Genomic DNA, 19,089 nt, shown 5'->3' with positions numbered 1-19,089 from the left:
GCAGACCCCGGGTTCTGCCCCGCCGGGCGCTCCGGTCCCATCGATCCCACCGCAGAGGTTCCCATGCACTCCACCCCCGCATCGCGCGGCCCCCGCCCCCGGGGGCGCGCGTGAACGGCGGCGCGCTCCTCCAGGGCGCGCTCTCCGGACTCGCCGCGGGCGGCGTCTACGCCGTCTTCGCCGTCACGCTCACCCTCATGTCCCGTCTCGTGCGCGTCGTCAACTTCGCGCAGGCGGCCACCGGCATGTTCGCCGCGTTCATCTCCGTCTGGTTCGCGAGCAAGCTCGGGATCCCCGTCTGGCTCGCGACGATCGCCGGCGTCGTCGTCGGCGCCCTGCTCAGCGCGCTCATCGGCTGGATCGCGGCGACCTGGCTCGCCGAGGCCGACCTGTCGACCCGCTCCGCGATGACCGTCGCCCCGTTCCTGCTGCTCATGTCGCTCTCCTACATCATGTTCGGCAACAAGCCCCAGCCCTTCGCCCCGATCTTCGACGGTGCCGCGTTCAGCGTCGCCGGCGTCGTCGTCAGCTGGGTCACCGTCGTCACCGTCTCGCTCGCGATCCTCGTGGCGCTCGCCGCAGCGATCGTGCTGCGCAAGACGACCATCGGCACGAAGCTGCGCGCACTCTCCGACCGCCCCACCACGGCGGAGCTGATCGGCATCGCATCGAAGCCGCTCTCGATCGGGGTCTGGGCCGTCACCGGTGCGGTCAGCGCGGTCACGGTGCTGATCATCGCGCCCACCCAGTCGAACGACGCGGTGAGCCTGTCGATGCTCATCATCCCCGCCGCCGCAGCAGCGCTGCTCGGCGGGTTCAAGCGGCTCGACCTCGCGGTCGTCGGCGGACTGCTGCTCGGCCTCGTCGGCGGCATGGTGGCGCAGGTGTCCGAGCTGACGCTCGTGCGCAGCTTCGTCCCGCTCGTGTTCATCGTGGTCCTCCTCCTGTGGTCCCAGAGAAAGGCGGTGTGGGATGCTGCTCGCTAATCGCTCCCTCCGCGTCGCGCTGCCGTTCGTGGTGGCGGTGCTCGCCCTCGGCGTCGGCTGGGCCCTGAGCGTCGGGCTCTCGGGCTACGTCGTCTACCTCGCGATCAGCATGGTGACCGCGACGATCGCGATCCTCGGTCTCGGTATCGTGACGGGCTCGGCGGGCATCATCGCGCTCTGCCAGCTCACCTTCGGCGCGATCGGCGCCTGGATCGTCTCCTGGCTCAACGTGTCGCACGCGCCCGGGGGCTTCATCGTCTGGCTCGTCGCGGGCGGCATCGGCGCCGGCGTCGCGGGCGTGATCATCGGCCTGCCCGCGCTGCGCCTGCGCGGCGTGAACCTGGCGGTCGTCACCCTCGGCTTCGCCGCAGCGTTCGACGTGCTGCTCGTGCAGACGCAGTTCCCCGGCCAGGCCGACGGCGCGCAGATCGAGCGGCCCGCCATGTTCTCGAGCGACCGGCAGTTCTTCTTCTTCGCGATCATCGTGCTCGTGATCTGCGCGCTCGGCGTGTTCCTGCTGCAGCGCAGCCGCATCGGCAGCAGCTGGAAGGCCGTCGCGTTCTCGGAGCGCGGCACCGCCGCCGTCGGTCAGAGCGTCAGTGCGGCCAAGCTGTCGGCGTTCGCGGTCAGCGCCGCACTCGGCGGCATCTCGGGCGGGCTGCTGGCCGGCCAGGTCGGGATCCCGTACGCCTCGAGCTTCACCCCCATCCAGTCGCTCGCCCTCTACATCCTCGCGATCATGAGCGGCGCCTACCTGATCGACATGGCCATCTTCGGCGGGATCCTGTGGGTGCTCGTGCCCGAGCTGCTGAAGCGCTGGGGCGTGCCCCAGGACTGGGGCTTCGTTGTCTTCGGCGTGCTGGGCATCCAGGCGCTCACGAGCGGATCGAACCTCGGCGAGGCGATCCGCTCAGGGATCCGCAAGCGGGCCAAGCGCCGCAGCGCGGGGGCTGCGGACCCGGGCTCGGTGACGACGAGCGTGCTCGACGTGTTCGCCGTGCCCGAGGCCGAGGAACCGATCCCGGCCGACGCACCGCCCGTGCTGGAAGTGCGCGGGCTCGGCGTGCAGTTCGGTGCGCTGAAGGCGCTCGACGACGTCTCCCTGCGGGTGCGTCCGCGCTCGATCATGGGGCTCATCGGTCCGAACGGCGCCGGGAAGTCGACCTTCGTCGACGCGGTGAGCGGTTTCCTGCCGCAGCACACGGGCGCGGTCGAGCTCGACGGCGCCGACATCAGCCGGCTGTCTCCGGTGTCGCGTGCCCGTCGGGGCCTGCGCCGCACCTTCCAGCAGGATCGGGTGCCGCCCCAGCTCACGGTCGAGGCCTACGTGCGCTTCGTCGCCCGACGGGCGCTCGACCGCGACGAGCTGGCCGATGCGCTCGCGTTCCTCGGCTGCCCGCCGCCCGAGGAGCAGCTCGCGAACGTCGACGTCGGCACCCGCCGACTGATCGAGGTCGCCGCGGCGGTGCTCTCGGGTCCGCGCGTGCTGATCCTCGACGAGCCGGCCGCCGGGCTCTCGCACGAGGAGCACCTGCAGTTCGGGCAGCGCCTCGCCCGGATCCCGTCTCGCTTCGACACCGCGATCGTGATCATCGAGCACGACCTCGACCTGGTGCGCACCGTCTGCACCGAGCTCACCGTGCTCGATTTCGGGCGGGTGCTCGCCCAGGGCGAGGCCGGAGCGGTGCTGGAGGATCCGGCCGTCGTGGCCGCATACATGGGAGACGCGGAGGTGACGCAGTGAGCGAACTGCAGTTGAGCGGAACGACGGTCAGCCGGGGAGCCGGGCCCGTGGTCTCGGGGGTCGACCTGGTGCTCCGGGAGGGCGAGATCCTCGCGCTCGTCGGGCCGAACGGAGCGGGCAAGACGAGCCTGCTCGAGTCGGTGTCGGGCGTCATCCCGCACTCGGCGGGCGACATCTCGGTCGATGGCCGGTCGATGGCGAAATGGGGCCGCGTGCAGCGCGCCCGCGCAGGGATCGCGCACATCGAGCAGGGCCGGGCGATCTTCCCATCGCTCACCGTGCGCGAGAACCTGCTGCTCACCGCGAAGAACGATGCGGGCGTGCAGGAGGTGCTGGCGTCGTTCCCCGAACTCGAGAAGCGGATCGACGCGCAATCGGCACTGCTCTCGGGCGGCGAGCAGCAGATGGTGGTGCTCGCGCGGGCGTTCGCCTCGAAGCCGCGGTTCCTGCTGATCGACGAGATGTCGCTCGGCCTGGCGCCCGTCGTGTTCATGCGACTGCTGCCGCTGATCCAGCAGATCGCGTCGACGGGAGTCGGGGTGCTGCTCGTGGAGCAGTTCACCCATCTCGCGCTCGGCATCGCCGACGAGGCGATGGTCCTCGCGAGCGGACGCGTCAGCCACGCGCAGGGGCCGGCGCAGGCGCTCGAAGAGGATCCCGAGCTGCTGCGGCGGGCCTACCTGGGCGGGTGAGTCCGCGAACCGCGAAGGGCGGGCCCGGCGAGAAGCCGGGCCCGCCCTTCGGCGTTCGGGTGCGACTACATGCCCGCGTGCTCGAAGGCGATGGTGGGCAGGTCGACGACGTGCGCCCCGCCGTCGGCGACGAGCACCGATCCGGTCACGTAAGACGACTGCGACGAGCCGAGGAAGCGCGCGATGGAGGCGATCTCGGCGGGCTCGGCCGGCCGGCCGAGGGGCACGTCCCGGGTGACCGCGGCGTACCCGGCCGCGCGGTCGGCGATCTCGGGCGCGGCCTGCGCGAACTCGTCCATCTCGGCGTCCGCCATGGGGGTGCGCACCCAGCCCGGGCAGATCGCGTTGACGCGCACGCCCTTCGCGCCGTAGTCGCGGGCGAGGCTGCGCGTGAGGCCGATGAGGGCGTGCTTGCCGACCGTGTAGCCCGCGACGGAGGGGCCCGCGAAGAGCCCGGCGAGTGAGGAGACGATCACGATCTGGGCTCCGCCGTGCTCGGCGGCCGCGTCGATCAGCGCGGGCAGCGACTCGCGGGCCATCACGAACGCCGTCGACAGGTTGACGCTGATGGCGGCGTCCCAGTCGGCGTCGCTCGTCTCGCCGACCGACGAGAAACCGTGGCCGCCTGCGTTCGCGACCAGCACGTCGAGGCGGCCGAAGCGGCGTACGATCTCGGCGACGGCCGCGCGGGCGGACTCGCCGTCCGCCGCGTCGGCGACGATCGCGGCGCCGCCGATGCGCTCGGCCACCGCTTCGATCGGCTCGCGACGGCGGCCCAGCACCACGACGGTGGCCCCCTCGGCGGCGAAGCGCTCGGCGACCGCGGCGCCGATGCCGGTGCCGCCTCCGGTGATGGCGACCACGCGCCCCTGTACGTCCGTGCTCTCGGTCATCCGGCTCTTCCTCTCGTTCGTCGGCGACTCTGCCGTGTCCTCATCCTGCCGCCGTCGCGCCGCGTGCGCGCGGATCGATCCCGCATGCGCAACAGCGCTGTCCTCACGGTCAACGCGGCCGGACCCGTCGCCGGAATACTGGGGCGGGGTGCCGACCGTACGCACCCACGAGCTTCCGCACGCAGACAGGAGTCGACGATGACCCACCCCGATCTGATCCTCACCGGCGCCCGCGTCTACACCGCGGATCCTGCCCGCCCGTGGGCCGAGGCGATTGCGGTGAGCGGCGGGCGGATCGCGGCCGTCGGCACGGACGCCGAGGTGGCGGCGCTGGCCGGGCCGAGCACCGAGCGTCGCGCGCTCGACGGCGCGTTCCTGATGCCCGGCCTGGTCGACGTGCACAACCACCACGCGATCGCGGGCCAGGAGGACCTGTTCGAGCTGCGCCTGCCGCTCGGCGCGCACCTCGACGGGATCGCCGATGCGGTGCGCGCGTACGCCGAGGCGCTGCCGGCCGACGCCTGGATCGTCGGCGGGCCGTGGGCCAGCGACCGCCTCGGCGAGATCGACACCGCGGAGGGGCTGGCGCTGCTCGACGCGGCCGCCGGCGGGCGCCCCGTGATGCTCTCCGACGACTCGCACCACAACCGGTGGGCGAGCTCGCGCGCGATGGAGCTCGCCGGGATCGCCGCCGGTGACGACGGCGTCTCGCTGGACGCCGAGGGGCGGCCGACCGGCGTGCTCATCGAGGCGGCGGGGATCCCGGTCGCGCAGGCGCACCGGGCCGTCGGCGGGCTCACCGCGGAGCAGGATCGGGCGGCATCGCGCCGAGGCGTGGCGATGCTCAGCGAGTACGGGATCACGGCGTTCCAAGATGCGGGCGTCTCGGTCCAGACGCTCGAGGCGCTGCGCGCGCTCGACGCCGACGGCGAGCTCGACGCGTGGGTGGTGACCTCGATGCTCGTCAACGACGAGATCTTCGGACACGACGTGATCGGCGACGCGCTGGTGTTCGGCGGCGAGCGCTTCCGCACCGAGCACCACCGCCCGGACTTCGTGAAGATCTTCCTCGACGGGGTGCCGCCGACGCGCACGGGCGCGTTCCTCGAGCCGTACCTGCCCGACGAGCTCCACGGCGATCACTTCCACGGCGACACGCTGCTCGATCCGGCGGAGCTGACCGGTTGGCTGCGCCGCGTCGCCGAGGTCGGCATCTCGGCCAAGATCCACTGCACGGGCGACGCCTCGGTGCATGCCGTGCTGAACGCCGTCGAGACGCTGCGCGGCGAGGGCTTCACCGAGACCCGCTACCAGGTGGCGCACGGGCAGTTCGTGCACCCGGACGACATCCCGCGGTTCGCGGCGCTCGGCGTCTCGGCCGACATCTCGCCGTTCATCTGGGTGCCGGGGCCCATCGTCGAGGCGATCCGCGAGGTGCTGCCGCGGGAACGGGCCGACCGCATGCAGCCGAACCGCTCGCTCATCGACGCCGGTGCGATCGTGGCCGGCGGATCCGACTGGCCGGTGTCGGCATCGCCGAACGCCTGGGAGGGGATCCACGGCCTCGTGACCCGCGAGGACCCGAGCGGCGAGTACCCGGGCACGCTGTGGCCGGAGGAGGCGATCACGCTCGACGAGGCCATCGCGGTGTTCACGATCAACGCGGCCGAGGCGATGGGGCTCGCCGACGAGACGGGGTCGCTGGCGGTCGGCAAGTCCGCGGACTTCGTGCTGCTCGACCGCGACCCCTTCGCGCGTCCGGCGAACGAGCTCGTGCGCACGCGCGTCGAGGAGACCTGGTTCGCCGGGCGGCGGGTGTTCGTACGCGAGGCGTGATCCGGCCCGGAGGCCGACGCTCAGATCGCGACGGTGAGGTACCCGCCGTCGACCGGCAGCACCGCCCCGGTGATGAAGGACGCGGCGTCCGACGCGAGGAACGCGATCGCGGCTGCCACCTCTTCGGCCGCGCCGAAGCGAGCTAGCGGGGTGCGCGACAGGATCCGTTCCTTCGTCGGCGCGTCGAGCCCGGCTGCGAGCGGTGTCTCGATCCACCCCGGAGCCACCGCGTTCACCCGGATCCCGTCGGCGGCCCACGCCTCGGCGAGCGACTTGGTGAGCTGCACCACGCCGCCCTTCGCCGCGGAGTAGGCCGCGCGCGATCCACCTCCGAAGAAGGCGAACATCGACGCGATGGTGATGAGCGACCCGCCCGAGGCGCGCAGCAGGGGCGCGACAGCTCGGCCACCCGGTACACGGCGCCGAGCTGGATCGCCACCACCCGTTCGAACGCCTCCCATTCCAGCTCGCGCGCTCCCAGGCTGATCCCGGCCGCGGGTACGAGCACGTCGAGCCGGTCGAGCCCGTCGATCACGGCGCGCACCGCGGCCTCGTCGGTGACGTCCACCTCGTACAGCTCGATCGCGCCGCCGGGCGGCACCGGGGTGCGATCGGCGCCGAGGCCGATCGCGATCACCCGGGCGCCGAGCCCGGCGAACAGCTCGGCCGCCGCGAGCCCGATACCGGAGGTCCCGCCGGTGACCAGCACCGTGCGCCCCGCGAACAGTCCGGGCGCGAACGCCGCCGCACCGCCGTCCATCGCGCGCCTACCGCTCGCCGGCGAGCACGAAGCCCGCTCCGAGCTCGCCGATCAGCACCGCGGGGGCATTGGTGTTGCCCGCGGTCACGCGGGGCATGATCGAGGCGTCGATCACCCGTAGCCCGTCGACGCCGTGCACCGCGAGCCGCGGCGAGACGACGGCCAGTTCGTCGACGCCCATCTTGCAGGTGCCGACCTGGTGGTGGTAGGTCGCGAGGGTGCTCCGCACGTAGTCGACGAGGTCCTCGCCGTCGCCGACCTCGGGCCCGGGGTAGATCTCGGTCGCGCCCCAGCCGCCGTCCTCGGGCGCCGCCGCGAGCGCCGCCTGCGTGCCGATCCGGCGGCACTGGCGCACCGATGCGACGAGCGAGGCGACGTCATCCTCCTGGCTGAGCGCCTGAGGGTCGAGCCGCAGGGGGTCCTCGGGGGCGGGGCCCGACAGGGTGATCGAGCCGCGCGAGCTCGGGGTCACGAGGCCGCCCATCAGCGTGAAACCGCTGTCGCCCTGCGGTTCGAGGAAGTCGCCGTACATCGGCACCGAGAAGTGGATCGGCTGGGTGTCGGGGCGGTCGAGCTCGGGCCGGCTCTTCCAGAACAGGTGCGACTGCGTCACCGAGACGCCCTCGCGCGGCGGGTCGATGGGACGTTCTGCGGCGAAGATGACGGGTGAGAGGTAGTGGTCGTGCAGGTTCTTGCCGACGCCGGGCAGATCGACCCGAGACTCGATCCCGACCGCGCGGAGCTCGTCGGCCGGACCGATGCCCGAGCGCAGCAGCACCCGCGGCGAGTCGATGGCCCCGGCCGAGAGGATCACCTCGTCGGCGAACAGCTCGCGCACCTCGCCGCCCTGTGCGAATCGCACGCCGATCACACGCGGGCGCCCGGCGGGGCCCGCGTCGGCATCCTCCGCGAAGATCAGCTCGTGCACGTGGCAGCCGGTCTCGACCGCGACGCGATCCCGCACCGGCTTCAGATAGGCCATGTAGGTGTTGAGGCGGCGGCCGTCGCGGATCGTCACCTGCTGCTGCGAGACGCCCTCGATCTCGGCGCCGTTGTAGTCGGGGTTGAGCGGCAGCCCCTCCTCGATCGCGGCATCGATGATCGACCGCTGGATCGGCGAGAGCGGGTACTCGTCGGTGACGTCGAGCAGGCCGTCCGTGCCGTGCAGGGCGGGGTCGCCCGCTCCGTGGAAGTTCTCGATGCGGCGATAGACGGGCAGCACGTCGTTCCAGCCCCAGCCAGGGTTGCCGAGCGACTCCCAGTGGTCGAAGTCCTGCGGAGTGCAGCGCACCCAGATCATCGCGTTCAGCGAGTGGGAGCCGCCGAGCACCTTGCCGCGCGGCCAGTGCAGGCGGTGCCCGTTCGCGCCGGGCTGCGGTTCGGTGAAGTAGTCCCAGTCGTCGGGCCCGTGCCAGAGCTCGCCCATGCGACTCGGGTCGTGGATCGCGGGGTTGCCGTCCTCGCCACCCGCCTCGAGCACCGTGACCGAGACACCGGCGTCCGCGAGTCTGCGGGCGACCACCGATCCCGAGGACCCGGCCCCGACCACGATCGCGGTGCGGGGCTGCGCGCCCTCGCCGAGCTGCTCCGACATGAGATCTCCTCTCCGTCGCGGCACCCTTGCCGCGCACTCCATTCGAGGCTGGCATCCCGGCGCGCGGCGCGTCGAGGCCGCTGCCCGGGTCGTGCCCGCTCAGACAAGCCGGCCGCCCGCCCGGTCAACGCGGAGCGGTGCTAGCATCCGTCGCATGAGCGAGGATCGTCCCGACGAAGAGTCCCGCAGCTACGCCGCCGAGCGGCCGAAGGCCTTCGTCGACGCCGTCGTCGCGATCGCCATGACGCTGCTGATCCTGCCGCTCATGGAGAGCGTCGGCGAGGCCGCCTCCTCGGGCGAGACCACGCTCGAGTGGCTCGGAGACCACCGCGACCAGCTGCTCAGCTTCGGACTGAGCTTCGCGATCATCGCGATGTTCTGGATGAGCCACCACCGACTGTTCGCGCCCGTCGCGCTCGTGTCGAACCGGTTGCTCTGGTTGCTCGCGGCATGGATGCTCTCGATCGTGTGGTTGCCGGTCGCGACCTCGATCTCGGGGCAGATGTCGGGGGAGGACTCGCTCGCGCGCGTGCTCTACATCGGCAGCATGATCGTCACGGCGCTCCTCTCGCTCGTGATCCGGCTCTATCTGCGCAGGAATCCGGAACTGCACGCGATTCCGGCGACCGCGCTGCGCGACGGCATGGCCGTCGACCTGGCGATGGCGACCCTGTTCGGGCTCTCGCTGCTCGTCGCCGTGCTGTCGTCGGCCATCGGCTACTTCTCCATGATCCTCATGTTCGCGATGGGACCGATGCAGGCGCTGTACGGGAAGCTGATCGGCCGCGCGTTCGCCTCCTAGCCGGGTCGAGGGCGCAGTCGTCCATGGAATGAGCCTGCACTCCATGGACGACTGCGTTCTCGACCGCACCCGCGGACCCGCGCGCAGAGCGGCGCGGCGCACCGCTGGCGCAGCGTGCGCTACCGTCGAACGGTGTCTACGCGCCCGTCCACCCGAGAGATCCCGCTCCGCTACGAGGACAGCTTCCGCGGGGGCGTCGCGATCGTCGCGTCGCTCGCCGGGGCGCTCGCGGGACTCCTCCCGCTGCTGATCGGCGGCGCCCCCGAGGACCGATCGAGCACGTTCTCCTCGGTCCTGCTCGCCGCCTGCCTCGGGCTGTCGCTGTTCTCGCTCGTGTATCTCGTCTGGACCCACCGCCTCTTCGCCCGCACCGCGCCCGACGAGGCGCGGCGGATCGCGGCGATCCAGCACCGCACCGGACCCGGTCGTTTCGCGCGTCTGCTCTGGTTCGGCGGCACCGAGGGGTGGGCGCTGACGGCCGCCGCGACCGCGCTCGTCTTCGCGATCGCCGCGCTGCTCATCGGAGCGCACCGCAACGGCGTCTGGCTGCCCGCGCTCGTGCTGCTGACCGCGGCGACCTCCTGGGCGACGGTGGTCTACGCGTTCGCGCTGCGCTACTTCCGGCTGCACGCCGCGGGGGACCGCATCGACTTCGACATCGACGAGGACCCGGTGTTCGTCGACTTCCTGTCGATGTCGGTCATGGTGTCGTCCGTCGGGGCGATGTCGGCGGGCACGCCGCGCACGAGGGCCGGACTCAGCGCGGTGCGCACCCACACGTTCATCGCCTTCGCGTTCAACGCCCTCGTCGTCGCCATGGTCGTGTCCCTGCTGACCACCTTCATCGCGAGCGCGCAGACCGCATGAGCGGTGCCGTGCCCTGGGCGACCGCGATCGCGGTCGGCGTGTTCCTCCTCTGCTTCCTGCGCTACCTCCGCGCGATCACCCGGGGCGGTCGGCCCGATACCGGCGCGGTCGCGGCGGCGCGGGGCGCCGCGATCCTGCCGGCGTTCATCACGGTCGGCGTGCTGATCGGCGAGCTCGCCGTCTCGCTCCTCGTGCCGGGCATCGAGGGCTGGGCCGCGTACGGCATGGGCGTCACCGCGCTCGCGGGCGGGATCTGGGCGATGGAGCGGGGAGTCCGGGCCGCGCGCGGGTCTGCTTGACTGGGCTGATGGCTCTCACGCTCGTTCGCCCCACGATGGATCTCTTCGCCGCCTGGGCGGAAGCGCTCGCCGAGTTCGGCGGCGCGGACGTGCACGGCATGGGCATGGACGCCAGCACGGCCCCCGACCGCGCGAGCTGCGCGGCCCTCGTGGAGCTCGCCGAGCGCTTCGCGGATCCCGGCGCCGAGATCCCCGCCGACAAGGTCCACGCGGATCACTTCTGGATGGTCGACGACGGCGAGGTCGTCGGGTTCATCGGACTCCGCTGGGAGCTGAACGCCTATCTCGCGCACGTCGGCGGGCACATCGGCTACTCGGTGAGGCCGTCGCGCCGCAGGCGCGGCCATGCGGGCGCGGCGCTCCGGATGGTCCTGGACCACGCCCGCGAACGCGGGATCGGCCGGGTGATGCTCACGTGCGACGACGACAACCGCGGTTCGGCGCGCACCATCGAGGGCGCCGGAGGCGTGCTGGGCGACGTCATCGACGCGTCCGACGCCGGGCACCCGCGACTGCGCCGCTACTGGATCGAGCTCTGAGCCGAGCGCGCGGCCAGCAGTTCGGCCCCCGGGCCGTCGAAGGCGGCGACCGGGACCGGACGTCCCGACACCGCCACCAGCAGGTCGAGTTCGGTTCCCCGCACCTCGGAGCCGGCTCCCCGGGCGGCGCCGGAGTCCGCGGAGACCAGGCGGAGACCGGCGGCGCGTTCCGCTCCGCCCCCGAACGAGACACGGGTGCGCAGCTGGTAGTCGAGCGCGCCCCGCACGGCCGGGGCCGGATAGTCGCCCGAGATGCCGAGCGGTCTGCGCACGTCCTCGCCGTGCACGATCGCTTCGACGAGCCGCGTCGCGAGGTTCGCCGGGGGCGTCCGTCGGAGGTCGGCCGACGCGCGGAACTCCGCGAGCGTCCGCGCGGGGTCCGGGTCCTTGCACCGCGCGATCCCGTCGGCGTTGGCGCGATCGAAATCGCCCCGCGCGACGATCATGCTCCGCACGAACGACGCCCGCCCGGTGCGGGCGGTGTCGAGCAGGTGCGCCAGGACATCGTGGATGCTCCATCCGGGGCACAGGGACGCCCGTTCCCAGTCGGCCGGCGTGATGCGCCCGAGGTCATCGGCGAGGCGCAGGCGCTCCTCGCGCACGGCCGCCCACACCTCGTTCTTTCCGAGCGCCATCTCGGCTCCTGTCTGGATCCCGGCGGTCCCGAGGGCCGATGATCCGCTTCTCATCCTGCACGCTGCGCGTCACGGGGTCCAGGGCGGACTGTGTAGTGTCGCTCTCGTGAGCACCGCATCGTCATCGCCGAGGACCGGCGCGCGAGCCGCCGGGCGTCGGGTCGATCGGTGGTTCCGCGAGCTCGGCCTCCCGACCTTCGTACCGCTGCGCCGCTGGTTCATCGACCTGCCGCGTCGCGTCGCCCCGCTCGTCACCGCGGTCACGATCCTGGCGGCGCTCAGCGACGACCAGTTCGACCGCGCGATCGACGAGGCCGTGCGCCTGGTGCCCGAGGTGGACGACGGCCAGTGGATCGTCGTCACCATCGTGCTCGTGGTCCTCGCGATCCTGGCGGCGCTCGCCTGGACCGGCTATCGGCTCGTGCGCGCGGCGATGCGGCGTCTCTCCCCGGCGGTCGGTAACGCGGTCGGGGTCGCCCTGATCCTCGTCTGCCTGGGGCTCATGATCGTCGGCGGCTACCTCGCCAAGCCGGGGGCGACGGTGGGGCCGATGTTCTCCGCCGTCGCGACGGTGCTCGTCTGCATGCTCATCACCGGCATGGGCGGCGGCGCGCTGCTCTCCTGGGGTGCCCGGCTGGCGGTGCGCAACGCCGCGGCGGTGGGGCACATGGCCTCGATCGCGCTCCCGGTGATCCTCATGCTGGTCGTCTTCGCGTTCTTCTCCGCGGAGGTGTGGCAGATGGCGTCCGCGCTCCACTGGGGCAGCATCGCCCTCGTCGGTGTCGTGGTCGGCGCCCTCGCGCTCGTCGTCGTGCTCCGCGTCTGCGCCTCCGAGATCGACGACATGGGACGCGTGCTCGGCGCGGACGAGCGGGGCCGTCTGCTGCAGGGGACCCCGGCCGGAGGGCGTCCCGGGGCGGAACTGGCGCCGAGCCGGCCGCTGCGACTGATCCAGCGGATCAACCTGCTGCTCGTGATGGCGGTCGCCCAGCTCATGCAGGCGCTGCTCTTCGCGGCGCTGCTCTGGTCGCTGCTCATGATCATCGGCGGGATCGCGGTCCCGGTCGGGGTGGTGGAGCTGTGGGTGGGGCCGGGTACTCCGGCGCACCCGCTGCACGTGGAGCGGCTCGTCGTCGGCGGTGCGACCCTGCCGATCACCGTGAACCTCGTCAAGTCCGCGGCGGTGCTGTCGATCATCTCGACGCTGCCGTTCGTCTTCTCCGCCGTGAGCGAGGCGCGCTACCGCGAGCGGTTCTTCGACCCGATCATGGCCGACATCCGCCGCGCTATTGTGGTTCGTGACGCGCTGCTGGCGAAGCCGGGAGCGCAGGGGTCCGCCGTCGCATCCGAGGCGGGCGACGGAACGAGTCCGAGGAACGATCGATGACCGAGCCCCAGCTGCCCGAGGGCGTGCGCCCGGCGACCGCGGAGGACGCCGACGAGATGGCGCGGATCCTCAGCGCCGCGTTCCTCCCGGATCCGGTCTGGGGGCCGCTGTTCCCGGATCCCGATCGCCGTGAGGCGCAAACCCGCACCTATTGGCGCTTCATGGTCGACGAGGCGCTCCGGCACCCCGATTCCCTCGTGCTCGAGGGGGAAGCGGGCGGGCTGCGGGCCGTTTCGGTCTGGCTGCCGCCCGGGGCCGACGAGGTCGCCGAGGACGCGCACGACGCCTACGAGACGATGGTCATGGACCTGCTCGGACCCGAAGCGGCACCGGCGATGTTCCGATCGGGCGCGCAGTTCGGCACGGTTCGGCCGACCGAGCCCCATGCCTACCTGACGCTGCTCGCCGTCGCACCCGACGCGCGGGGCGGCGGCTACGGCATGGCGCTGCTGCGTGCCGGTCTCGAACGGTACGACGCCGCGGGCGTCCCCACGTACCTCGAATCCTCGAATCCGGCGAACGATGCGCGGTACGAGCGCCTGGGCTATGCGCCCTACGCGGTGGTCGAGCCGGACAGCGGCGGACGCGCGCAGACCTACTGGCGCGACCCGGCCTGATCCCCCGAAGGCTCAGGCGGTCCCGGTACGCTGCTCCGCGAGGAATCCGAGGATCATCGCGGCTGCCGGTTCTGCGCTGCGGATGATCGCCTCGTGGCCCCGTCCGGGGATCTCGGCCATCTCGGAGCGGGGGAGGAGCGCCGCGACCTCCGAGACCCAGCCGCGAGGGCATACCCGGTCGGTTTCACCGCGGAGCACGAGGGTCGGCGTGCGGATCTCGGGGCAGATGTGCTCCAGGTGGTGGGCGAGCATGAAGCGGAGCTTGTTCGCGAACCAGATCGGGTTGGTCTTCGCGTATTGCCAGAGCCCCATGAGCAGTACCTTCGGGCGTTCGCCGGTGAGGTCCTGCACCATGCGTGCGGCCTGACGTATCGCGGTGCGCTCGTGCCGGTTGACGGTCGGAGCGATGAGGACGAGTGCCGAGAGCCGCTCGGGGTACCGCAGCGCGATCTCGGCGACGATCTGGGTGCCCATGGAGTGCCCCACGAGCACGACCGGCCCGTCGACCTCCTGCGCGATGAAGCGCGCGACGGTGTCCGCGGTCTCCTCGAGCGTCGCGGCGCTGCCGGGCTCCGGTGAATCGCCGAAGCCCGGCAGGTCGAGGGCGAGCACCCGGCCGTGCGCGGCGAGCGCGTCTCCCACTCCGGCGTAGACCGCGCGCCCCATGCCGATGCCGTGCACCAGCACGAACGTCGTCGGCGCGGGCCCGAGGATCTCCGTGTAGGCCATGGTCACGCCGTCTCGCCGGTATCGGCGGTCGTAGCGGGGAGCGTCGGGCAGTGAGGTCACTCGGCGAGCCTATCCGGGTCGCGCAGCACGGCGTCGAGGAGTCCCGGGAAGCGGGCGTCGAGATCGTCGCGGCGCAGGGTGAGCCGGCGCCGGCGCCCGTTGGGCTCGTTGCGGATCACGCCGGCCTCGCGGAGCACCTTCATGAGGTGGGACTTCGTCGACTTCGGCAGGTTGGGATCGGTGGCGTGGCACGATGCCATGTCGAGCGGGCCGTCGGCCAGCTGGCGCGCGACGGCCAGCCGGTCGGGGTCGCTGAGCGCGAACAGGACCTCGGGCAGGGCGATCTGATCCCGGTCCGGGTGCGCGAGGTCGCTGGGGTTCGACATGGTTCGATAATACTTGAACCATTTCCTCGCGTCGAGTACGCTCCAAACGTTCGAGCATTTTCGAACCGACCGACCGATCGGTCGACCGAGCGAGGGGACCCCATGACCACCGACACCGCATCAGCGACCGGGTCCGTGCCGATCGCAGCCGCACGCGCGTCCGCTCCCGCGCCCCGTGGGGAACGCACCGCCCGCGCACTCTCCGTCGTCTCGCTCGTCGCGATGATGGCCGGCGCGAGCGCACCCTCGCCCTTCTACCCCGTGCTCGCCGAGAGCATCGGATTCGGTCCGTCGACCATCTCGGCGGTCTTCGCGGTCTACGCGCTCGCCCTGCTGCTCACGCTGCTCACCGCGGGATCCATCTCCGACCACATCGGACGCCGCCCGGTCGCCATCGTCGGCCTGCTGGTGCTCGCCGGAGGTCTCGCCCTGTTCTGGCACGCCGACTCGGTCGCCCTCCTCGTCGTCGCACGGATCGTCCAGGGCATCGCGAGCGGTCTGCTGCTCTCCTCGCTCTCGGCCTCCATCACCGACCTCGAGCCCGCCGCACGGCCCGGCTCGGCCGCCATCTGGAACGCGCTCGGCCCCGGAATCGGACTCGCCCTGGGCGCTCTGGTGTCCGGGATCGCCCTCGACCTGACCCGCGAAGCCATGGCCGACGTCTTCGGGCCGCTCGCGGCGCTCTACGTGCTGCTCGCGCTCCTCTTCGTGCTCGCGCCCGAGACCGCGCCCAGAAGGCCCGGAGCGCTCGCCTCGCTCGCATTCCGCCTCTCGCTGCCGCCCGCCATCCGCGCCGACTTCTGGCGCAGCGCCCCAGCCATCGTCGCGGGCTGGGCGACGGGCGGCCTCTTCCTCTCCTTCGGGGCCAGCATCGTGCGCGCGCAGCTCGGCGGCACCGCCCACCTCGCGCAGGGGCTCTCGGTCGCGCTGCTCGCGGGCACGGGGGCGGTCACCGCGCTCGCGATCCGCCGGCGCTCTCCGCGCACCGTCACCGTCTTCGGCACGGCGGCGCTCGCGCTCGGCACCGCGCTCTCGCTCGTCGCGCTCGGCCTCGGGTCGCTCCCCGGGTACCTGGCTGCTGCGGCGGTCACCGGTGCCGGGTTCGGCACCGCCTTCTTCGGGGTCGTGAGCGCGCTCGCGCCGAGCATCCCGGCGACGCAGCGCGCCGACGTGTTCTCGGTGATCTTCCTGTTCTCGTACCTGGCCTTCGGGATCCCGACCGTCGTCGCCGGCCTGCTCGTCCCGGTGCTCGGGCTCGGCCCGGTGGTCACCGGGTACGGCGCGTTCGTGATCCTGCTCGCCCTCCTCGCGTGCGTGCTCAGGGTGCGCAGGCGCTGAGGGCGTCCGAGCCGGGTGCCCGGCTACACGGAGGGTCGCAGCGTCGCCACGACCGCCAGATGGTCGCTGTCGCCGAGTTGCACGGTGCGCATCGAGCGCGGATCGAAGCCGCGTTCCAGCACGTGATCGAGCCGCACGACCGGGAATTCGGCCGGCCAGGTGAAGCCGAAGCCCCAGCCGGAATCGCGGGGCTCCCTGAGCAGGTCGAGCAGGGGAGAGAACGCCCGATCGTCGGTGCCGGCGTTGAAGTCGCCCATCGCGATGATCCGCGAGGCGCCGTCCTGCTGGATCTCCTGCCGCAGCTCGTCGAGCATCCGGTCCCGCTCGTCGTGGGCGCCGATCCGGGCGGAGGCCGCGTGCACCGCATAGACGCGCACCGGTCCGCTCGGCGTTTCGGCAGTGACCCGCAGCGCCCGCTTCCACCCGAGACCCAGATCGAGCGGTTCGAGGTTCGAGAGCGGGAACCGGCTCCAGAGGGACACCGTGCCCACCCGGACCGCGTGCGGGTAGACGTTGCCGAGCACCTCGTCGAGGGTGCTGCGGGCGGCCGCGTCGACCTCCTCGAACGCGACGATGTCGGCCTGCTGTCCGATCGCGGCCCTCGCGCTCTTCTCGGGCGAGCCGTCGACACCGTGCAGATTCTGGCTGAGCACGGTGATCGCCGCCGGGCCGCTGCCTGACACCGGCTCGAGCGGCAGGACTCGCGGGGTGAACACGATGCTCCACACCGCCACCGCAGCGAGGCTCATCAGGATCCCGAGCCAGGCCCGGCGGAACAGCGCCGCGAGCAGCAGCAGCGCGATCGGAGCGCCCAGCCAGGGCAGGATCGCCTCGAAGGGCAGCGCCAATCCCAGCAGGTCGGGAACCTGCGCGTGCCAGAGGATCGCGGCGCCCAGCAGCGCGGCGGTCAACGCGATGAGGATCCCGGCAGGCCGGCGGCGTCGAGCGGGTGCGGGCATCGGGGCTCCTCGGGGTGGGCTGCGGACACGAATCCCCGATGCTACCCGCCGTGGCGAACGCGAAGCTGGACGGATAGCCTCGAAGCGTGACCGCACCCTATTCGCCCGGCGCGCCGGGACCGTACCCCGCCGCCCCGCAGCCCGTGCTCCCCGCCTACCAGGGGCCGAAGCCGTCGGGCCTCGGCATCACCGCCCTCGTGCTCGTGCTGGTCGCCATCGTCGGCTCCGCCGTGTGCTCGTGGGCGATCGGCAGCATGTTCGGGCAGGTCGTGCGCGAGGGCGGCGGAGCATCCGCCGCCGTGCCCGAGAACGAGTTCGGCATGCGGTTCGGTTGGCTGATCGCCGCACAGGTGCTGTGGGCGCTGCTCGGCCTCGCCGCGCTCGTCATCGGCATCATCGCGGCAGCAGGAGGGCGCGGGCGCGCGCAGGGCGTCATCGCCATCGTCCTCTCGATCCTCGGCCCCGGCATCGGCTTCATGGTCTTCTTCGTGGTCGTGAACGCCACCGCCGAGTACGCCCAGTCCATCGGTACATGAGCGGAGCCGAGAGCGGGACCGGGGCGAAGCCCGCGGACCTCGCGACGCTCATCGCGCTCCGCAGGGTCCGGGATCGCATCGACCGGGAATTCGCGCACCCCCTCGACGTCGAGGCGCTCGTGGCGGGCGCGCACATGTCGGCCGGGCACCTGAGCCGGCAGTTCAAGCGCGCCTACGGCGAATCGCCCTACTCGTACCTGATGACCCGCCGGATCGAGCGGGCCATGGTGCTGCTGCGCAGCAGCGGGCTCAGCGTGACCGAGATCTGCTTCGCAGTCGGATACTCGTCGCTCGGCACGTTCAGCCTCCGCTTCGCAGAGCTCGTCGGCGTGCCGCCGAGCGAATACCGCGCGAGCGGAGCCGAGGTCCTGCCGGGCATGCCGCCGTGCATCGTGAAGCAGATCTCGAGACCGATCAGGAATCGAGAAGCGTGACGCCGGCGGCGTGCCTACGCTGAAGCCATGAGCATCACCATTCGTTCCAGCTTCCTGCCCCTCGTCGACGCCGAGGCCTCGCTGGCCTTCTACCGCGACGTCCTCGGCTTCGAGGTGCGCCTCGACGTCGGCCACGAGAACATGCGGTGGATCACGGTCGGCCCGGCCGAGCAGCCCGACACGGCGTTCGTGCTGCATCCGCCGCTCGCGAACCCCGGGCTCACCGAGGAGGAGGGTCGCACGCTGATGGAGCTGATCGCCAAGGGCAGCTACTTCGGTGCGAACCTCTCGGCCTCGGACCTCGACGCGACCTTCGCGCGCCTCGAGGCTGCGGGAGCCGAGGTCGTGCAGGAGCCCATGGATCAGCAGTGGGGCGCGCGCGACTGCGCCTTCCGGGATCCCGCGGGCAACATGCTGCGCATCCAGCAGGCGTAATAGGGGCGGGTCCGGGCGGGCGCCGGGGCCTGCCGGCGGCGGAATACGGAGCCCCCGTGCGCGGTTCATCCAGGTGAATACGCGAGAATGGAGCACCGTGACCGATACCGCTGCGCAGATCGAGACGACCGACCGATTCAAGAACGCGTTCCGGCTGCACCCCGCGGGCGTGGCCCTGGTCTCGGGCGTCGCTCCCGACGGGCCGGTCGGCCTCACGCTCTCGTCGGTGGCCTCGGTCAGCGCGGACCCGCCCGTGCTCTCCTTCTCGGTCACGCGTGCGACCGGCAGCGCCGGAGGGATCCTCAGTGCGCCGAGCTTCGTCGTGCACTTCCTGACGAGCGGCCAGCGGGAGGTCGCCGAGGCGTTCGCTCGCACCGGCGCGCCACGATTCACGGAGGCGCAGGGCTGGGAGACGCTGCCGACCGGCGAACCCTACCTGCCGAGCGCTTCGGTCGCGCTGCGCTGCGTCGCGCGCGAGGTGCATCCCGTCGGCCCGTCGAACCTGATCCTCGCGGATGTGCTGGAGGTGCTGCCGGGGGCGGACGGCGCTGCCCCGCTGCTCTATCAGGATCGCCGGTTCCTGTCGTGGGACTCCGTGGTCGAGGCCTGACCGGAATCCGC

At 72.1% G+C, this 19,089-nt stretch carries 21 protein-coding genes and 1 pseudogene; 15 read left to right on the top strand and 7 right to left on the bottom strand.

Going from position 1 to position 19,089, the window contains the following annotated elements; all coding sequences use genetic code 11:
* The first annotated feature begins 110 nt into the window (after window positions 1–110).
* The 3 genes from AB3K78_RS11415 to AB3K78_RS11405 are packed head-to-tail and all read left to right on the top strand — an operon-like array spanning window position 111 to window position 3,422.
* Window positions 111–986: an ABC transporter permease subunit gene (locus tag AB3K78_RS11415; RefSeq protein WP_416443329.1), complete on the top strand. Its 876-nt coding sequence runs from the start codon at window positions 111–113 to the stop codon at window positions 984–986.
* Window positions 973–2,730 carry an ABC transporter permease subunit gene (locus AB3K78_RS11410; protein ID WP_416443327.1) on the top strand — a complete coding sequence of 586 codons (1,758 nt, stop codon included), beginning with the start codon at window positions 973–975 and terminating at the stop codon, window positions 2,728–2,730. Before AB3K78_RS11415 ends, AB3K78_RS11410 begins: the two co-directional genes overlap by 14 nt.
* On the top strand, window positions 2,727–3,422 hold the full coding sequence (locus tag AB3K78_RS11405) for an ABC transporter ATP-binding protein (RefSeq protein ID WP_416443325.1): 696 nt from the start codon (window positions 2,727–2,729) through the stop codon (window positions 3,420–3,422). Before AB3K78_RS11410 ends, AB3K78_RS11405 begins: the two co-directional genes overlap by 4 nt.
* A gap of 65 nt (window positions 3,423–3,487) precedes the next feature.
* Here AB3K78_RS11405 and AB3K78_RS11400 read toward each other — a convergent pair whose 3' ends face one another.
* The gene (locus AB3K78_RS11400) at window positions 3,488–4,315 is read right to left on the bottom strand and encodes an SDR family NAD(P)-dependent oxidoreductase (RefSeq protein WP_416443323.1); all 828 of its coding nucleotides are present in this window, start codon (window positions 4,313–4,315) and stop codon (window positions 3,488–3,490) included.
* A 198-nt stretch (window positions 4,316–4,513) separates the two neighbouring features.
* Here AB3K78_RS11400 and AB3K78_RS11395 point away from each other — a divergent pair, with 198 nt between their 5' ends.
* Complete coding sequence (locus AB3K78_RS11395) at window positions 4,514–6,151, top strand: amidohydrolase (protein ID WP_416443321.1); 1,638 nt, start codon at window positions 4,514–4,516, stop codon at window positions 6,149–6,151.
* 20 nt (window positions 6,152–6,171) lie between these two features.
* Here AB3K78_RS11395 and AB3K78_RS11390 read toward each other — a convergent pair.
* Both AB3K78_RS11390 and AB3K78_RS11385 read right to left on the bottom strand, forming a co-directional pair.
* Window positions 6,172–6,911, bottom strand: a pseudogene (locus AB3K78_RS11390) (SDR family NAD(P)-dependent oxidoreductase).
* A 7-nt stretch (window positions 6,912–6,918) separates the two neighbouring features.
* A complete protein-coding gene (locus tag AB3K78_RS11385; protein WP_416443319.1) occupies window positions 6,919–8,505 on the bottom strand; it encodes a GMC family oxidoreductase in 1,587 nt (528 codons plus the stop codon).
* Between the two features lie 154 nt (window positions 8,506–8,659).
* On the opposite strand from AB3K78_RS11385, the gene AB3K78_RS11380 reads away from it, so the two are divergent.
* The 4 genes from AB3K78_RS11380 (at window position 8,660) to AB3K78_RS11365 (ending at window position 11,012) form a co-directional block, all read left to right on the top strand.
* Window positions 8,660–9,307, top strand: a complete 648-nt coding sequence (locus AB3K78_RS11380) for a TMEM175 family protein (RefSeq protein ID WP_416443317.1) — start codon at window positions 8,660–8,662, stop codon at window positions 9,305–9,307.
* Between the two features lie 132 nt (window positions 9,308–9,439).
* The gene (locus AB3K78_RS11375) at window positions 9,440–10,174 is read left to right on the top strand and encodes a DUF1345 domain-containing protein (protein WP_416443315.1); all 735 of its coding nucleotides are present in this window, start codon (window positions 9,440–9,442) and stop codon (window positions 10,172–10,174) included.
* Complete coding sequence (locus tag AB3K78_RS11370; protein WP_416443313.1) at window positions 10,171–10,473, top strand: hypothetical protein; 303 nt, start codon at window positions 10,171–10,173, stop codon at window positions 10,471–10,473. The genes AB3K78_RS11375 and AB3K78_RS11370 overlap by 4 nt, the downstream gene beginning before the upstream one ends.
* Before the next feature lie 8 nt (window positions 10,474–10,481).
* Complete coding sequence (locus AB3K78_RS11365; RefSeq protein ID WP_416443311.1) at window positions 10,482–11,012, top strand: GNAT family N-acetyltransferase; 531 nt, start codon at window positions 10,482–10,484, stop codon at window positions 11,010–11,012.
* Here the strand turns inward: AB3K78_RS11365 and AB3K78_RS11360 are convergent.
* Window positions 10,994–11,647: a maleylpyruvate isomerase family mycothiol-dependent enzyme gene (locus AB3K78_RS11360; RefSeq protein ID WP_416443309.1), complete on the bottom strand. Its 654-nt coding sequence runs from the start codon at window positions 11,645–11,647 to the stop codon at window positions 10,994–10,996. The two genes, AB3K78_RS11365 and AB3K78_RS11360, sit on opposite strands and share 19 nt — an antisense overlap.
* Window positions 11,648–11,753: 106 nt before the next feature.
* Here AB3K78_RS11360 and AB3K78_RS11355 point away from each other — a divergent pair, with 106 nt between their 5' ends.
* A complete protein-coding gene (locus tag AB3K78_RS11355) occupies window positions 11,754–13,034 on the top strand; it encodes a hypothetical protein (protein WP_416443307.1) in 1,281 nt (426 codons plus the stop codon).
* A complete protein-coding gene (locus AB3K78_RS11350) occupies window positions 13,031–13,651 on the top strand; it encodes a GNAT family N-acetyltransferase (protein ID WP_416443305.1) in 621 nt (206 codons plus the stop codon). Before AB3K78_RS11355 ends, AB3K78_RS11350 begins: the two co-directional genes overlap by 4 nt.
* Window positions 13,652–13,663: 12 nt before the next feature.
* Here the strand turns inward: AB3K78_RS11350 and AB3K78_RS11345 are convergent, their stop codons facing one another.
* Both AB3K78_RS11345 and AB3K78_RS11340 read right to left on the bottom strand, forming a co-directional pair.
* Window positions 13,664–14,440 carry an alpha/beta fold hydrolase gene (locus tag AB3K78_RS11345; RefSeq protein ID WP_416443303.1) on the bottom strand — a complete coding sequence of 259 codons (777 nt, stop codon included), beginning with the start codon at window positions 14,438–14,440 and terminating at the stop codon, window positions 13,664–13,666.
* Window positions 14,437–14,766: an ArsR/SmtB family transcription factor gene (locus AB3K78_RS11340; protein WP_416443301.1), complete on the bottom strand. Its 330-nt coding sequence runs from the start codon at window positions 14,764–14,766 to the stop codon at window positions 14,437–14,439. Before AB3K78_RS11340 ends, AB3K78_RS11345 begins: the two co-directional genes overlap by 4 nt.
* Before the next feature lie 102 nt (window positions 14,767–14,868).
* On the opposite strand from AB3K78_RS11340, the gene AB3K78_RS11335 reads away from it, so the two are divergent.
* Window positions 14,869–16,104, top strand: a complete 1,236-nt coding sequence (locus tag AB3K78_RS11335) for an MFS transporter (protein WP_416443299.1) — start codon at window positions 14,869–14,871, stop codon at window positions 16,102–16,104.
* A gap of 23 nt (window positions 16,105–16,127) precedes the next feature.
* On the opposite strand, the gene AB3K78_RS11330 is transcribed toward AB3K78_RS11335, so the two are convergent.
* Window positions 16,128–17,063 carry an endonuclease/exonuclease/phosphatase family protein gene (locus tag AB3K78_RS11330; RefSeq protein WP_416443297.1) on the bottom strand — a complete coding sequence of 312 codons (936 nt, stop codon included), beginning with the start codon at window positions 17,061–17,063 and terminating at the stop codon, window positions 16,128–16,130.
* Between the two features lie 86 nt (window positions 17,064–17,149).
* Here AB3K78_RS11330 and AB3K78_RS11325 point away from each other — a divergent pair, with 86 nt between their 5' ends.
* The 4 genes from AB3K78_RS11325 to AB3K78_RS11310 all read left to right on the top strand — a co-directional run bounded on the left by AB3K78_RS11325 (window position 17,150) and on the right by AB3K78_RS11310 (window position 19,078).
* Window positions 17,150–17,599 (top strand): hypothetical protein, encoded by a 450-nt coding sequence (locus AB3K78_RS11325; protein WP_416443295.1) that lies wholly within the window; start codon window positions 17,150–17,152, stop codon window positions 17,597–17,599.
* A complete protein-coding gene (locus AB3K78_RS11320; RefSeq protein ID WP_416443293.1) occupies window positions 17,596–18,033 on the top strand; it encodes a helix-turn-helix transcriptional regulator in 438 nt (145 codons plus the stop codon). Before AB3K78_RS11325 ends, AB3K78_RS11320 begins: the two co-directional genes overlap by 4 nt.
* 27 nt (window positions 18,034–18,060) lie before the next feature.
* Window positions 18,061–18,468 (top strand): VOC family protein, encoded by a 408-nt coding sequence (locus AB3K78_RS11315; protein WP_416443291.1) that lies wholly within the window; start codon window positions 18,061–18,063, stop codon window positions 18,466–18,468.
* Between the two features lie 97 nt (window positions 18,469–18,565).
* On the top strand, window positions 18,566–19,078 hold the full coding sequence (locus AB3K78_RS11310) for a flavin reductase family protein (protein ID WP_416443289.1): 513 nt from the start codon (window positions 18,566–18,568) through the stop codon (window positions 19,076–19,078).
* Window positions 19,079–19,089 lie beyond the last annotated feature (11 nt).

The organism is Leucobacter sp. HNU (assembly GCF_047946755.1).
In the GTDB taxonomy this organism is placed as follows: Bacteria; Actinomycetota; Actinomycetes; order Actinomycetales; family Microbacteriaceae; genus Leucobacter.
This window is presented reverse-complemented; position numbering and strand designations above follow the sequence as displayed.

Bases quoted from the DNA above. Each gene is read 5' to 3' on its own strand.
- AB3K78_RS11410 (WP_416443327.1), top strand. From the start codon at position 973: ATGCTGCTCGCTAATCGCTCCCTCCGCGTCGCGCTGCCGTTCGTGGTG.
- AB3K78_RS11400 (WP_416443323.1), bottom strand. From the start codon at position 4,315: ATGACCGAGAGCACGGACGTACAGGGGCGCGTGGTCGCCATCACCGGA.
- AB3K78_RS11395 (WP_416443321.1), top strand. From the start codon at position 4,514: ATGACCCACCCCGATCTGATCCTCACCGGCGCCCGCGTCTACACCGCG.
- AB3K78_RS11385 (WP_416443319.1), bottom strand. From the start codon at position 8,505: ATGTCGGAGCAGCTCGGCGAGGGCGCGCAGCCCCGCACCGCGATCGTG.
- AB3K78_RS11380 (WP_416443317.1), top strand. From the start codon at position 8,660: ATGAGCGAGGATCGTCCCGACGAAGAGTCCCGCAGCTACGCCGCCGAG.
- AB3K78_RS11370 (WP_416443313.1), top strand. From the start codon at position 10,171: ATGAGCGGTGCCGTGCCCTGGGCGACCGCGATCGCGGTCGGCGTGTTC.
- AB3K78_RS11365 (WP_416443311.1), top strand. From the start codon at position 10,482: ATGGCTCTCACGCTCGTTCGCCCCACGATGGATCTCTTCGCCGCCTGG.
- AB3K78_RS11360 (WP_416443309.1), bottom strand. From the start codon at position 11,647: ATGGCGCTCGGAAAGAACGAGGTGTGGGCGGCCGTGCGCGAGGAGCGC.
- AB3K78_RS11350 (WP_416443305.1), top strand. From the start codon at position 13,031: ATGACCGAGCCCCAGCTGCCCGAGGGCGTGCGCCCGGCGACCGCGGAG.
- AB3K78_RS11340 (WP_416443301.1), bottom strand. From the start codon at position 14,766: ATGTCGAACCCCAGCGACCTCGCGCACCCGGACCGGGATCAGATCGCC.
- AB3K78_RS11335 (WP_416443299.1), top strand. From the start codon at position 14,869: ATGACCACCGACACCGCATCAGCGACCGGGTCCGTGCCGATCGCAGCC.
- AB3K78_RS11330 (WP_416443297.1), bottom strand. From the start codon at position 17,063: ATGCCCGCACCCGCTCGACGCCGCCGGCCTGCCGGGATCCTCATCGCG.
- AB3K78_RS11320 (WP_416443293.1), top strand. From the start codon at position 17,596: ATGAGCGGAGCCGAGAGCGGGACCGGGGCGAAGCCCGCGGACCTCGCG.
- AB3K78_RS11315 (WP_416443291.1), top strand. From the start codon at position 18,061: ATGAGCATCACCATTCGTTCCAGCTTCCTGCCCCTCGTCGACGCCGAG.